Consider the following 13,113-nt stretch of genomic DNA (forward strand, 5'->3'; position numbering starts at 1 on the left):
CAGTTTAAATACACAGTCAAGCCATCAGCCGAGTACTTCAAACACCCCGCAGGCGCCCATGCCGCCGCCGATGCACATGGTGACGGCCACCCGTTTGGCACCGCGGCGTTTGCCTTCGATCAGCGCGTGCGCCGTCATACGCTGGCCACTGACACCGTAGGGATGGCCCACGGCAATGGCGCCGCCGTTGACGTTGAGGCGTGCGTTGTCGATGCCGAGCCGGTCGCGGCAGTAGATCACCTGCACGGCAAAGGCTTCGTTGAGTTCCCACAGGTCGATGTCGTCCACCGTGAGCCCAAGCCGGCCCAGCACTTTGGGGATGGCAAACACCGGGCCGATGCCCATTTCGTCGGGTTCGCAACCGGCTGCGGCAAAGCCCAAAAAGCGCCCTAGCGGCGTCAGGCCCTTGCGCTGCGCCACCACCTCGTCCATCACCACCACGGCACCGGCGCCGTCCGAGAACTGGCTGGCGTTGCCGGCAGCCACCAAGCCGCCGGGCAAGGCCGGGCGCAAGTCCTTGATGGCGTCATAGGTGGTGCCGGGGCGAATGCCTTCGTCCTGGCTCACAGTGACCTCGCGCGTGATCAGGCCCAGCGCCTTGTCCGCCACGCCCATGGTGACGGTGATCGGCGCAATCTCCTGCGCGAACAAACCGGCGGCCATCGCGGCGGCGGCTTTTTGCTGGCTGGCCGCGCCGAATTCGTCCATCGCCTGCCGCGAAATGCCATAACGCCTGGCCACGATTTCGGCGGTGTCGAGCATGCTCATGTACACGGCGGGCTTGTGCCGGGCCAGCCACGGGTCCTGCAACATGTGTGTGTTCATTTCCTGCTGCACGCACGAGATGCTCTCGACGCCACCGGCGACAAAAATGTCGCCCTCACCGCACATGATGCGCTGTGCGGCCAAGGCAATGGTCTGCAGGCCGGAGGAACAAAAACGGTTCACCGTCATGCCCGTCACCGACACCGGGCAACCGGCGCGCAAGGCGATCTGGCGGGCGATGTTGGAGCCGTCAGCGCCTTCCGGAAAGGCGCAGCCCATGATGACGTCTTCGACCTCGGCGGCGTCAAGGCCGGCCCGCGCGATGGCGTGCTGCACGGCGTGGCCACCCAGCGTGGCGCCGTGCGTCATGTTGAAGGAGCCCTTCCAGCTTTTGGCCAGAGGGGTGCGTGCGGTGGAGACGATGACGGCAGATGTCATGAGAATTCCTTGAATCGGTTTGCATCAGGCAAACGTTTTGCCTTGCGACGCCAGCCTGGCGAGCAGCGGCGCGGGTTGCCAGAACTGGGCATCGTCGAGCGGATTTTGCGCAAAGCGGCGCATGGCCTGCACCACGTTGAACAGGCCGACCTCGTTGGCGTAGTGCATCGGGCCTCCGCGCCAAACCGGAAAGCCATAACCCATCAAATAGACCATGTCGATGTCACCGGCGCGGCTGGCGATGCCTTCTTCCAGAATGTGCGCGCCCTCGTTGATGAGCGCAAAGACCAGGCGCTGCACGATTTCCTCGTCGGCAATCCGGCGCGGCGTGATGCCCAGACCGGCGCGGTGCGCCTCGATCATGGCGACCACTTCCGCGCTGGGGATGGCATCGCGCTTGCCCGGCACATAGTCGTACCAGCCCGCCCCGGTCTTCTGGCCAAAGCGCCCTTGTTCGCACAGCAGGTCAGCGGTCAGGCTGTAGCGCATGGCCGACTTTTCTGCGTGGCGGCGCTTGCGAATGGCCCAGCCGATGTCATTGCCGGCCAGATCGCTCATGCGAAACGGCCCCATGGCAAAGCCGAATTTTTCCATCGCCTGGTCCGCCTGCGCCGGGGTGCAGCCCTCGTCGAGCAAAAAGCCGGCCTGGCGGATGTATTGCTCGATCATGCGGTTGCCGATAAAGCCGTCGCAAACGCCCGACACCACGGCGGTTTTTTTGATCTTTTTGGCCAGCGCCATCACCGTGGCCAGCACGTCCTTGCCAGTGCCGGCGCCGCGCACCACTTCCAGCAACTTCATGACCTGGGCCGGGCTGAAAAAATGCAGGCCGAGCACGTCCTGCGGGCGTTGTGTAAAGGCGGCGATCTGGTTGATGTCAAGCGTCGAGGTGTTGCTGGCCAGGATGGCGCCAGGTTTTGCTACGCGGTCCAGTTCCCTGAAAACCGCCTCCTTCACGCCCAACTCCTCAAACACCGCCTCGATCATCAGATCGGCGTCCTTCAGATCGTCATAACACAGCGTGGTGCTCAGCAGCGCCATGCGTTGCGCGAACTTGTCAGGCTTGAGTTTGCCTTTTTTGACCTGCGCCTCGTAGTGCTTGCGAAGGGTGGCCACACCGCGGTCCAGCGCCTCCTGCTTCATCTCCAGCAGTGTCACTGGCACACCCGCGTTGAGAAAATTCATGGCGATGCCGCCGCCCATGGTGCCGGCGCCGACGATGGCGACCGAGTTGATCGCGCGTTGCGGTGTATCCGCCGGAACATCCGGGATTTTGGCACTGGCGCGCTCGGCCATGAAGATGTGCCGCAGCGCCCGGCTCTCTGGCGTCCACATCAGATGGATGAAGGTGTCACGCTCAAAGCGCATGCCGTCTTCAAAACTGCGCCGGGTGGCGGCTTCGACCGCATCGACGCATTTGAGCGGCGCCGGCAGGTTTTTGGCCATGCCGCCCACCATGTTGCGGGCAAACTGAAAATAGCCGTCTCCCTGCGGGTGCTTGCACGGCAGTTGGCGCACCAGCGGCAAGGGGCGCAGGTCGGCCACCCCGGCCGCCAGGGCCAGAGCTTCGGGCAGCAGCGACTCATTGGAGGCCGCCAGTTTGTCGAACAGCTTTTGCCCCGGCAGTGCGACCAACAACTCGCTTTTGACCGGCTCACCGCTCACGATCATGTTCAGCGCGGGTTCCACACCCAGCGCGCGCGGCAGGCGCTGCGTGCCACCGGCACCCGGCAGCAGGCCCAGTTTGACCTCTGGCAACGCCACGCTGCAGCCCGGTGCCGCGATGCGGTAATGGCAGCCCAGCGCCAGTTCCAGCCCACCGCCCATACACACGCTGTGAATGGCGGCCACAACGGGCTTGGTGGCGGCCTCCAGCAGCAGAATCACGCTGAGCAAATTGGGTTCCTGGAACGCTGTGGGCGAACCGAATTCCTTGATGTCGGCACCACCCGAGAAGGCCTTGCCGGCGCCGGTGATGACGATGGCATGAACCGCCGCATCGGCGTGGGCGCGATTCAGCCCGTCGCACAGCGCCTGGCGGGTGGCCAGGCCCAGGCCATTGACGGGCGGGTTGTTCAGGGCAATCACGGCAACCCTGCCCTGCACCGAGTAGTCAGCAGTCATGAGCGCTTCCTTTGCAAAATAATAGAACGATCGTTCTATTCATTGTAGAGAAATCGAATTTGCCGGGCTCGGGGTCAAGCCCGCCATGGCAAGCCGTGGGCGCGGGTGGTCGAGTTCGTTCCCGTCGCATGCAACGGGCGCGCGGGCCGCGTTATTTGAGCGCCGTTTGCACGTCCCTGACGCGCATGCCCAGCGCGTCGGCAAAGGCTTCGACGCTCTGGCCGCTGGTTTCAAAAGCCTTTTGCAATGCGGCGCGGCGGGCGCGCTGCTGCTCCACCTCGGCCAGCGCATCGTCCAGCAGCGCCTGAATGGGCTCGGCCGGGGTGCCGATGCGCGCCAGGTAGTCCTGCCGGGTCAGTCCCGATTTTTCGAAGGCGTTGATCAGTTGTGCGCGCAGCTTGGGCAGCAAGTCCTCCGGGCTGCGGGCCTGGCGGCGTTGGTACAGTTCAACGATCGACAGAAACACGTGTTCAGGGGCCACGTCCTCGACCGGATTGCCCTGCAGGTCATGGCGCTTTTGGCCCGCTGCCACACTCTGCAAATAGCGGCTGGAGCGGGTGTGCACACCCAGGGCTGCTTTCAGCGTGTCGCGCTTGAAAACCTCCGGGTGGGCCGCCAGCAGTTCCTGAAAAATGCCCAGCTTGAGCGGCAGAAAACGCTCGCCGAACAGCTGCGGGTGGAGCTCAAACAGTTTTTCCAGCACGGGCTGCACCGCGTCGAAGCGATTTTTGGACTTGGCCGGGGTGACCGGTGCGACGGGCTCGGCCACCGGTTCGGCAAAGCTGTCCGGCTGCTGTGCGCTTTCGGGCACGGCTGGCAGCGGCGCAACCTCGGTTGTCGTGATCACTGGCTCGGCTTGATCTTGAAGTGTTTCGGTCATGGCATGAATCAAATTGAAGAACGGGCGATTGTCAACCAAAGCGCGCATCGCTGGCATACTCGGAGCTATGAACCCATCCCAGCAAGCGCAAACCAGTGCGTCCGGTGCCCCGACACCCGGCGTGGCAGCGCTGGCGCAAGCTGTGCAGGCGGCGCCCGGGCACTTCGATGAGATGCGTGCTGCCGTCTCGCCCGGCATCCCGGCCACCGCCCCCGGCGAGCCTGAGGCCGATGCGGGCGGCGCCAGGGTCACGGACCTCTGGCAGCAATTTTTCTCGACGCTGAAAAACGACACGGCGCCGGACATGGACCAGCGCGCCACCAATCTGGCGCGCCAGGTGCGCGACAACGGCATCACCTACAACGTCTATGCCGACGAAAACGGGCCGCAGCGCCCCTGGTCGCTGGACCTGTTCCCGTTGCTGGTGGACCCGCAAAGCTGGCAGCGCATCGAGGCCGGCGTGCTGCAGCGCATGCGCCTGCTGGAGCGCGTGATGGCCGACGTCTATGGGCCGCAGACCTTGTTGCACGACGGCTTTTTGCCGCCGGCACTGGTGCACGCCCACCCCGGCTACCTGCGCGCCATGCACGGGGTCGAGCCGGTGGGCGGGCGCTATCTGCACATTGCCGCCTTCGACTTGGCGCGCGGACCCGATGGCAATTGGTGGGTCGAAGCCCAGCGCAGCCAGGCGCCCTCGGGCCTGGGTTATCTGCTGGAAAACCGGCTGGCGATCTCGGGGCAATTTCCGCAAGCCTTCCAAAGCCTGCGCGTGCAGCGCCTGGCCAGCACCTACCGCGCCCTGATGGACAGCCTCAAGGCCATGAGCCCCGCCGGGTCTGATGCGCACCTGGCGCTGCTCACCCCCGGCCCCTACAACGAAACCTATTTCGAGCACGCCTATCTGGCGCGCTATCTGGGCCTGACCCTGGTCGAAGGCAGTGACCTGCTGGTGCGCGACGAATGCCTGTTCCTGAAAACGCTCAAGGGCCTGGTGCCGGTGCATGGCCTGCTCAAGCGCGTGGACGACCAGTACCTCGACCCGCTGGAGTTGCGCGCCGACTCCACGCTGGGCGTGCCGGGCCTGCTGCAGGCGATTCGGGCTGGCAACGTGCTGGTGGCCAACGCGCCGGGCTCGGCGTTTCTGGAGTCGCCGGCGCTGCTCGGTTTTTTGCCGGCCCTGTCGCGCCATTTGCTGGATGAACGGCTCAGTCTGCCGGCCCTGCCCACCTGGTGGTGTGGCGAGCGCAGCGCCATGGAAGAAGCGCTGCCGCGGCTGGCTGACTGCGCCATCAAACCGACTTACCCCGGCTCGCTCGACCATGGCACGTTCGAGCCTGTGCTGGGCGGCAAGCTGGGCGCCCGAGCACTGGACGAATGGGCCGGGCGCATCGTGCGGCAAGCCGAGGAACACACCTTGCAGGGCTATACCCCGCTGTCGCAAATGCCCACCTGGCAAACCTCGGGCGCCGTGAGCCCGGGCGAAGCGGGCAAGCTGCTGGCGCGCTCGGTCATGCTGCGGGTGTTCGTGGTGTCCGACGGCACCCGGGGCTGGCGCGTGTTGCCCGGCGGTCTGGCGCGCGTGGCCAGTGCCGGCCAGGAGATCACCTCGATGCAGCGCGGCGGCAGCAGCGCCGACGTCTGGGCGCTGACCCGTGGCGAAATCGATCACAGCACCCTGCTGGCGCCGCACATGACGCCCGAGTCGCTGATGCAGCGCAAGCGCCTGATCACCAGCCGCGCGGCGGAAAACCTGTTTTGGCTGGGCCGCTACACCGAGCGCGCCGAAAACGCCATCCGGCTGGCGCGCCTGACGCTGGAGTGCCTGCACGGCGAAGAGCAATCCACCGCGCCCCTGCTGACCTGGCTCAGCCAGATGGCCGTGGCCAACACCCTGGTACTGCCTGGCGTGCCGTCTGCCCTGCAGGCGCCGCGCGTGTTCGAGCGCAGCCTGATCGACAGCCTGGGCAGCACCAGCGGCGCCACCAGCGTGGGCTACTACCTGCGCGCCCTCAAGATGGTGGGCTCCAGCGTGCGCGAGCGCTTGTCGCAAGAACACTGGCGCATCATCATCCGCTGCGAAGAAGAGCTGTTCGAGCGCTGCGCGGCCCAACGCCAGCGCGCTGATTTTTCTGCGCTGCAAGCCCTGCAGATCCTCAAGGACACCAGCGACCACATGGCCGCCATCACTGGCGCCCAAACCGACCGCATGACGCGCGACGACGGCTGGCGCCTGCTCAGCATCGGGCGCCACATCGAGCGGCTCGGGTTTTTGTCGTCGGCCCTGCTGCGCGGCCTCAACACCGGCAGCCTGAACACCGACGGCGGCTTCGACGCCATGGTTGAGCTGTTCGACAGCGCCATCACCTTCCACGCCCAATTCCAGCAAAGCCGCGACATCGCGGCGTTGGTGGACCTGCTGGTGATCGACCGCGACAACCCGCGCTCGATTTCCTGGATCGCGCACACGCTGCGCGGGCGCCTGGCCCGACTGGCGGGCAGCGAGCCCAACCAGCTCAGCGCCCTGTCATTCAAGGTTCCCAATCCAGGCGCCTGGGGACTGGCGCAGTTGTGCGACAACGCGCCTGATCTGGTCACGCCAGCGCCAGCGCCGGGCAGCGCGCATGCCGCGGGCGAGGCGTCACCGCGCTACGAACTGCTCAAGGATGTGCTGAGCCAGTGCATTGACGCCAGCTTTCTGGTGTCCGATGACATCAGCACCACCTACTTCACCCACGCCGGCCTGGCCAACCAAAGCCTGGGGACATCGTGAGGTTGCAGATCACCCACGAAACGGTTTACGACTACCTGCCCGCGGTCGAAACCGCCCAGCACATGGCCTACCTGACACCCTTGCACGGCGCCAGCCAGACCCTGCTCAGCCACAGCCTGCAGGTGGCGCCTGGGCCGGCGCAAATCAGCAGCACGCAGGACGTTTTTGGCAACACGCGCAGTTTCTTTTCGCTGCAAGTGCCGCACAACCAGCTTCAGGTGCTGGCCACCAGCCAGGTGCTCACGCAGGCGGTGCGCCTGCCCGCCAGCAACGTCGCCTGGGAGACGGTGCGCGAGCGCTTTCGCTACCAGGCCAGTGCCAGCTTCGACGCGGCCAACGAGTTTGTTTTTGCCTCGCCCATGGCGCCGCGCCAAGGCGAGTTTGCCGTCTATGCCCGTCCCAGCTTCAGCGCCGGGGCAAGTCTGCTGACTGCGGCGCTCGACCTGATGCACCGCATTTACCGCGACTTCACCTACGAGAGCCAGAGCACCCAGGTCAACACCCCGGCGCTGGAGGCGCTGGCGCAGCGCAAGGGCGTGTGCCAGGACTTTGCCCACATCCTGATTGCCTGCCTGCGCAGCATGGGCTTGCCGGCGCGCTATGTCAGCGGCTATCTGCTGACCCAGCCCGCGCCCGGCACCATCAAGCTCAGGGGCAGCGACGCCTCGCACGCCTGGGCTGCGGTGTACCTGCCCGATTTGCCCGAAGGCGAGCAATGGGTCGATCTGGACCCCACCAACGACCGCGCCGGCTGGCCGTCGCCCGGTGAAGACTATGTGACGCTGGCCGTGGGCCGCGACTTTTCCGACGTGTCGCCGATCCGCGGCGTGATCCACGGCGGCGCCAGCCACACGCTCAAGGTCGGAGTGACCGTGGAGACCGTGGCCGAGCCCCTGGTTTTGCCGCGCCAAACGCAGAGTCAAAGCCAGGGCTTTGGCCAGACACAAAGTCAAAGTCAGAATTCAAGCTTCAACAAACCGTGACAACACAGGAACCATCGCCATGAGCATCTACGCCAAACTCGCCCAACTCGGCATCACCCTGCCCCCGGTGGCCGCCCCCGCTGCCGCCTACGTGCCTTTTGTCCAAAGCGGCAAGCTGGTCTTTTTGAGCGGTCACCTGGCCAAGAAAGACGGCAAGGTCTGGGTCGGCCAATTCGGCAAGACCATGAGCGCCGAAGAAGGCAAGGCCGCCGCCCGCGCCGCCGCCATCGACCTGATGGGCACGCTGCACGCGGCGGTGGGCGACCTGAATCGCGTCAAGCGGATCGTCAAGCTGATGTCGCTGGTCAACTCCACGGGCGACTTCACCGAACAGCATCTGGTGACCAACGGCGCCAGCGAGCTGATCGGCGAAGTCTTCGGCGCCAAAGGCGCGCATGCCCGCAGCGCCTTTGGCGTGGCGCAAATCCCGCTGGGGGCTTGCGTTGAAATCGAGCTGATTGCCGAGGTGGACTGAGCCGGGTTGCTGCGCCTGTCAAACCAGGCGTTCAATTTCCTGGGATGCCACCGCCTGCAATTGCGGGCTGCTTACTTTAGCGGGCGCTATTTCAGCCAGCGGCACCAGCACAAAAGCCCGCTGCCACATGCGCGGGTGCGGCACCTGCAGCGTGGGGCTGGTGATGCTGGCATCGCCATAGAGCAGGATGTCGAGGTCGAGCGTGCGCGGCGCGTTGCGATAGGGCCGCTCGCGCCCTGCCCCGATTTCAAGTCGCTGCAAATGCAACAGCAGTTCGGGTGCGCTCAAGCGGGTTGATACCGCTACCACGGCATTGATGAAATCAGGCCCTGCGGCATCGAGCGGCGCTGTGCGGTACAGGCTTGACGAGGCGATGAATCGCGTCTGCGGCAAGGCGGCGACGCTCTGCATGGCCGCCAGCACCGTTGCCTGCGCAGCGCCCAGATTGGCCCCCAGCGCGACGTAGGCCAGTACCTCTGGCCGTTCCGGGTTGGCCACGACCGTGTTCAATCCTGTGGTTCTTGCGCCGCTGCATCACCCGCGCCGCGACCCGTCGGGCGGCGGCGACGGCGACGCTTTTTGGGCGCTTGAGCATCATCGCCTGAAAGCGCGTCAGCAGGCAGTTCTGGCCGCTCGGCTGCGGCTGCGTCCGTGGCCACAGGATGCACGTCATCTGCGGCACGACTCGGCACCGGGTGCACGCGCGGTGCGCGCGGCGCCCGTGCCGGCCGGGCGCGCTGCTGCTGTTCCAGTTTGACTTCATCGACCATGTCGTTGCGCAGGTCGTCGTTGGCCATGCTGAAAGCCTCCCACCAGTCCGACAGCACCATGTCGAGTTCACCGTTTTCAGCGCGCAGGCGCATGAAGTCAAAGGCCGCCCGAAAGCGCGGCTGCTCGACCAGGCCAAACGGTGCGCTGCCCACGCGTTTTTCGAAGCGCGGTTGCATCAGCCAGATTTCACGCATGTCGCCGGCCAGCTTGCCGCGCCCGGAGACGTCGCCGATGCGCGCGCTGAACACGTCCTCGATGGCATCCTGCAAGGCCGGGTGCGAATGCTGCTGCGCCTTGATACGCGCTGCCCAGCCGTCGCGCACTTCGGCCCACAACACGCAGGCCAGCAAAAAGCTCGGTGCCACCGGCTTGCCCTCGCCGACGCGGCGATCTGTGTCAAGTAATGCAGATTTGACAAACGGTGTCTCGGCGCGTTCCACCACCACGTCGAGCAGCGGGTAAATGCCGTGCGCCATGCCCAGCACCTTGAGCTGCTCGATGGAAGCCAGCGCGTGGCCGGTTTGCAGCAGCTTGAGCATCTCATCAAACAGACGGCTTTGGGGCACCTCGGCCAGTAGCGCCCTGGACTTGACCAGCGGTGTCGCAGTTTTGGGCTCCAGTTTGAAGCCAAGGCCATTAAGCTTGGCGGCAAAACGGATGGCGCGGATGATGCGCACCGGGTCTTCGCGGTAGCGCGCCGCGGCGTCGCCAATCATGCGGATGACGCGGTTCTTGGAGTCCTTGATGCCGTTGTGGTAGTCCACCACAATCTGCGTCTCGGGGTCGTAGTACATGGCGTTGATGGTGAAGTCACGGCGCACCGCGTCTTCTTCCTGCGGGCCCCAGACGTTGTCGCGCAGCACCCGCCCGGTGCTGTCCACCGCGTGTTTCATGCCAGCCAGCTCGCTCTTGCTGGTTTTCTCGTTGCCCGCCACCTGCTCTGCGGCCACATTGTCCAGATAGGCGCGAAAGGTCGAGACCTCGATCACCTCATGTTCACGACCACGGCCATAGACCACATGCACGATGCGAAAGCGCCGGCCGATGATGAACGCGCGCCTGAACAGGCCCTTGACCTGCTCGGGCGTGGCATCGGTAGCGACGTCGAAGTCTTTGGGCGCCAGGCCCAGCATCAGGTCGCGCACGGCGCCCCCGACGATGTAGGCCTCGAAGCCCGCATTTTTGAGCGTGCGCACCACGTTGAGCGCGCGCTCATCGACGAGTTTGGGGTTGATGCCGTGCTCTTGCGGGCCAATTTCTGCACGCTTGCCGAACGGGTTTTTGATCTCCGGTGCCGATTTGCCCAGGAGCCTGTTGATGAATTTTTTAATCATTGTTGTTGGTGTTTTTAACTACGGCTGCCATTCTAAAAAAGATCAAGTATGCGCCAGCCGCGCGCCAGCGCAATGGCGCGCAGCCGGTCTTCTGGGTTGGTGGCCACCGGATGCGTCACTTTTTCCAGCAGCGGCAGGTCGTTCATGGAGTCGCTGTAAAAGCTGCTCTCCACGGTGGCCCAGGACAGGTTGCGCTCGGCCAGCCACTGCTCCACCCGCGCCACCTTGCCTTCGCGAAACGACGGCGTGCCGACAATCTCGCCGCTGAACCAGCCGCTGCCCGCATCAAGCGCCAGCTCAACGGCGATCAGTTCGGTCACGCCAAAGGCGCTGGCGATGGGGCGCGTGATGAATTCGTTGGTGGCGGTCACGATCACCACCGCGTCGCCGGCGGCCTGGTGCTGCTGCACCAGCGACAGGGCGGTGGGCCGGATGGCGGGCTGCATCACCGTCGCCATGAATTGGGCATGTGCCGCATGCGACTTTTCAGCGCCTTGCGCGCAGAGGGCCGCCGTGGCAAAGCGCACATACGCATGGATGTCGAGCGTGCCGGCCTGGTATTGCGCATAAAAGGCGTCGTTTTGCCGGGTGAACTCAATCGGATCATGCCAGCCCAGCCGGGTGGTGAAGGCATTCCACTCGTAATCGGAATCCAGCGGGACCAGGGTGTGATCCAGGTCGAACAGGGCCAGTTTTGTTGTCATGCGTTGTCCATCATGGCTTTGATCAGGGGAATGGTGATGGCGCGCTGGGTTTGCAAGGCGTAACCATCCATCAGGTCGAGCAGTTCCATCAGGCTGCCCAAATCACGGCTGAAGCGCGTCAGCATGAAGTCCATCACCTCGTCGCTCAAAAAGATGCCCCGCGCGTCGGCGGCCTGGCGCAACACGGCGCGGCGCTCGGTCTCGCTCAGGGCCTGCAGGGCAAAGACATGGCCGCCGCCCAAGCGAGTGCGCAGGTCGTCGCGCAGCTTCAGGTCGGCGGGCGGCAGGCCGCCGCTGGCCAGCACCGCCATTTGCAGGGTCTGGGCGTGGACAAACCAGTTGAACGCGACTTGCTGCTGCGCGCTGCTGTAGGCGTGCACGTCGTCCATCAGCACGCAGGCCCAGGATTCATCGAACTCCGGCGCCACTGGCGCACTGGCATCGAGCCAGCCTGCTGCTACGCCCTGCTCTTGCAGCGCCGCGCGCACGGCCTTGAGCAAATGGGTTTTGCCGCAGGCGCTACCGCCCCATAGATAGGTGGGGACCGGTGTTCGCACTATGTCACCAGCGCGTCCAAGCCAAAGTTTCAGGTGCGCCAGCGCCGCCTCGTTGGGACCCGGGAAGTAGTTTGCAAGGCCGGGACCGGTGGGCAGGCCCATGTCCAGCACCAGTTGTTGCATCATGCGTCTGGCATGTCCTGGTAGAGCGCGCTGGCAAGATACGCCGAGCGCAAGCGGCGAATGGCCACCAGCAGCACGGCGCTCAGCGGCAGGGCAATCAACACGCCGACAAAACCCAGCAAATGGCCAAACGCCAGCAAGACAAAAATAACGGCCACCGGGTGCAGCCCCATGCGCTCGCCCACCAGGCGCGGGGTCAAAAAGAAACTCTCCACCAGTTGGCCCAGGCCATACACCACGGCCACCATCACCAGCGCGCTCACGTGTCCCGTCTGCGCAGAAAACTCCAGAAAACCCGCCAGCGTGGCCAGAATCAGCCCCAGCCCGAAGCCCAGGTACGGAATGGCCACCGCCAGGCCGGTAAAAACGCCAATCGGCAGCGCCAGGTCCAGGCCGAACAGCGCCAGCCCGACGCTGTAGTACACCGCCAGCACCACCATCACCAGCAACTGGCCGCGCAAGTATTGACCCAGCACGCCGTCGGCCTCGGCAGTAAAACTGTCCACCGCCGGGCGCAGCCGCGGTGGCACCAGCACCAGCAGCAGGTCAACAAAGCGGCGCCATTCCATCAGCAGGTAAAACAGCACCACCGGGATCAGCACGGCATTGCCGATCAGCGACAGTGCCACGCTGCCGCCGAGCTTGGCCGAGGCCAGCAAGCGCCCCAGCAGGTCTTCAAAATTGGCGCTCAGGTGCTCCATGGCAAAGGCCTTGAGTCCGGCCACGTCGAACGACACATGCAGGCCGAATTGCGCCAGGAAAGGTTGCAGAAACAAATTGAAGCGATCCAGCAGCGGCGGCACCTGCTCGCGCAACAACGGCAGTTGCTTGATCAGAATCGGCACCACCAGCAACATGAGTGCGAGCAGCATCAGCAGGAAAACCACTTCCACCAGCACCACCGCCAGCAGCCGGGGTATGCGGCCCCGGCCCAGATTGTCGAGCCAGTCCACCACCGGCGTCAGCGCATAGGCCAGAATGGCCGCCACCACAAACGGCGTCAGCACCGGCGCCAGCAGCCAAAGCATGGCCACGGTGCCCAACAACAGCGCAAACCAGGCCGAGGCTCTTTTTTGTGTGGAAGTGAATTGCATTGAAATGGCGAAAAGCCAACCCCTTAAAATCAGCCCAAATTCTATCGGGCTTAAGGCGCGCCGCCAGCCCATCCCTTGGCCCTACCTGCACATTG

Annotated in this window: 11 protein-coding genes; 3 read left to right on the top strand and 8 right to left on the bottom strand. The window is 64.7% G+C overall.

The features are described 5' to 3' along the window. Positions 1–24: 24 nt before the first annotated feature. The 3 genes from PHF15_RS03650 to PHF15_RS03660 form a co-directional block, all read right to left on the bottom strand. The gene (locus tag PHF15_RS03650; RefSeq protein WP_300119021.1) at positions 25–1,203 is read right to left on the bottom strand and encodes an acetyl-CoA C-acyltransferase; all 1,179 of its coding nucleotides are present in this window, start codon (positions 1,201–1,203) and stop codon (positions 25–27) included. Between the two features lie 24 nt (positions 1,204–1,227). After that, positions 1,228–3,327, bottom strand: a complete 2,100-nt coding sequence (locus tag PHF15_RS03655) for a 3-hydroxyacyl-CoA dehydrogenase NAD-binding domain-containing protein (protein WP_300119022.1) — start codon at positions 3,325–3,327, stop codon at positions 1,228–1,230. Between the two features lie 151 nt (positions 3,328–3,478). Beyond that, positions 3,479–4,207 (bottom strand): ProQ/FINO family protein, encoded by a 729-nt coding sequence (locus PHF15_RS03660; RefSeq protein ID WP_300119023.1) that lies wholly within the window; start codon positions 4,205–4,207, stop codon positions 3,479–3,481. Between the two features lie 172 nt (positions 4,208–4,379). On the opposite strand from PHF15_RS03660, the gene PHF15_RS03665 reads away from it, so the two are divergent. Genes PHF15_RS03665 through PHF15_RS03675 form a run of 3 tightly spaced genes read left to right on the top strand, consistent with a single transcriptional unit; the run spans position 4,380 to position 8,435 of the window. After that, complete coding sequence (locus PHF15_RS03665; protein WP_300119099.1) at positions 4,380–6,977, top strand: circularly permuted type 2 ATP-grasp protein; 2,598 nt, start codon at positions 4,380–4,382, stop codon at positions 6,975–6,977. Next, positions 6,974–7,960, top strand: a complete 987-nt coding sequence (locus tag PHF15_RS03670; protein ID WP_300119024.1) for a transglutaminase family protein — start codon at positions 6,974–6,976, stop codon at positions 7,958–7,960. The genes PHF15_RS03665 and PHF15_RS03670 overlap by 4 nt, the downstream gene beginning before the upstream one ends. Positions 7,961–7,979: 19 nt before the next feature. After that, complete coding sequence (locus tag PHF15_RS03675) at positions 7,980–8,435, top strand: RidA family protein (RefSeq protein ID WP_300119025.1); 456 nt, start codon at positions 7,980–7,982, stop codon at positions 8,433–8,435. Between the two features lie 18 nt (positions 8,436–8,453). Here PHF15_RS03675 and folK read toward each other — a convergent pair whose 3' ends face one another. From folK to PHF15_RS03700, 5 genes are read right to left on the bottom strand one after another with little or no spacing between them, the layout of a single operon-like run. Further along, positions 8,454–8,945: a 2-amino-4-hydroxy-6-hydroxymethyldihydropteridine diphosphokinase gene (gene folK, locus PHF15_RS03680; RefSeq protein WP_300119026.1), complete on the bottom strand. Its 492-nt coding sequence runs from the start codon at positions 8,943–8,945 to the stop codon at positions 8,454–8,456. Then, on the bottom strand, positions 8,942–10,540 hold the full coding sequence (gene pcnB / locus PHF15_RS03685; RefSeq protein WP_300119027.1) for a polynucleotide adenylyltransferase PcnB: 1,599 nt from the start codon (positions 10,538–10,540) through the stop codon (positions 8,942–8,944). The genes folK and pcnB overlap by 4 nt, the downstream gene beginning before the upstream one ends. A 32-nt stretch (positions 10,541–10,572) precedes the next feature. Then, entirely contained in the window at positions 10,573–11,244 is a 672-nt protein-coding gene (locus PHF15_RS03690; protein ID WP_300119028.1) for an HAD family hydrolase, read from the bottom strand. Then, the gene (gene hda / locus PHF15_RS03695) at positions 11,241–11,924 is read right to left on the bottom strand and encodes a DnaA regulatory inactivator Hda (RefSeq protein WP_300119100.1); all 684 of its coding nucleotides are present in this window, start codon (positions 11,922–11,924) and stop codon (positions 11,241–11,243) included. Before hda ends, PHF15_RS03690 begins: the two co-directional genes overlap by 4 nt. Next, positions 11,924–13,018, bottom strand: coding sequence for an AI-2E family transporter (locus tag PHF15_RS03700; protein WP_300119029.1), 1,095 nt, complete (start codon positions 13,016–13,018; stop codon positions 11,924–11,926). The genes hda and PHF15_RS03700 overlap by 1 nt, the downstream gene beginning before the upstream one ends. Positions 13,019–13,113 lie beyond the last annotated feature (95 nt).

Origin of the sequence: Rhodoferax sp., assembly GCF_028689295.1 — a bacterium.
Classification (GTDB): Bacteria; Pseudomonadota; Gammaproteobacteria; order Burkholderiales; family Burkholderiaceae_C; genus Rhodoferax.

What these genes read in the sequence shown, in the direction of transcription:
- PHF15_RS03650 (WP_300119021.1), bottom strand. Translation starts at nt 1,203, where the DNA reads ATGACATCTGCCGTCATCGTCTCCACCGCACGCACCCCTCTGGCCAAA.
- PHF15_RS03675 (WP_300119025.1), top strand. Translation starts at nt 7,980, where the DNA reads ATGAGCATCTACGCCAAACTCGCCCAACTCGGCATCACCCTGCCCCCG.
- hda (WP_300119100.1), bottom strand. Translation starts at nt 11,924, where the DNA reads ATGCAACAACTGGTGCTGGACATGGGCCTGCCCACCGGTCCCGGCCTT.
- PHF15_RS03655 (WP_300119022.1), bottom strand. Translation starts at nt 3,327, where the DNA reads ATGACTGCTGACTACTCGGTGCAGGGCAGGGTTGCCGTGATTGCCCTG.
- PHF15_RS03665 (WP_300119099.1), top strand. Translation starts at nt 4,380, where the DNA reads ATGCGTGCTGCCGTCTCGCCCGGCATCCCGGCCACCGCCCCCGGCGAG.
- pcnB (WP_300119027.1), bottom strand. Translation starts at nt 10,540, where the DNA reads ATGATTAAAAAATTCATCAACAGGCTCCTGGGCAAATCGGCACCGGAG.
- PHF15_RS03700 (WP_300119029.1), bottom strand. Translation starts at nt 13,018, where the DNA reads ATGCAATTCACTTCCACACAAAAAAGAGCCTCGGCCTGGTTTGCGCTG.
- PHF15_RS03690 (WP_300119028.1), bottom strand. Translation starts at nt 11,244, where the DNA reads ATGACAACAAAACTGGCCCTGTTCGACCTGGATCACACCCTGGTCCCG.
- PHF15_RS03660 (WP_300119023.1), bottom strand. Translation starts at nt 4,207, where the DNA reads ATGACCGAAACACTTCAAGATCAAGCCGAGCCAGTGATCACGACAACC.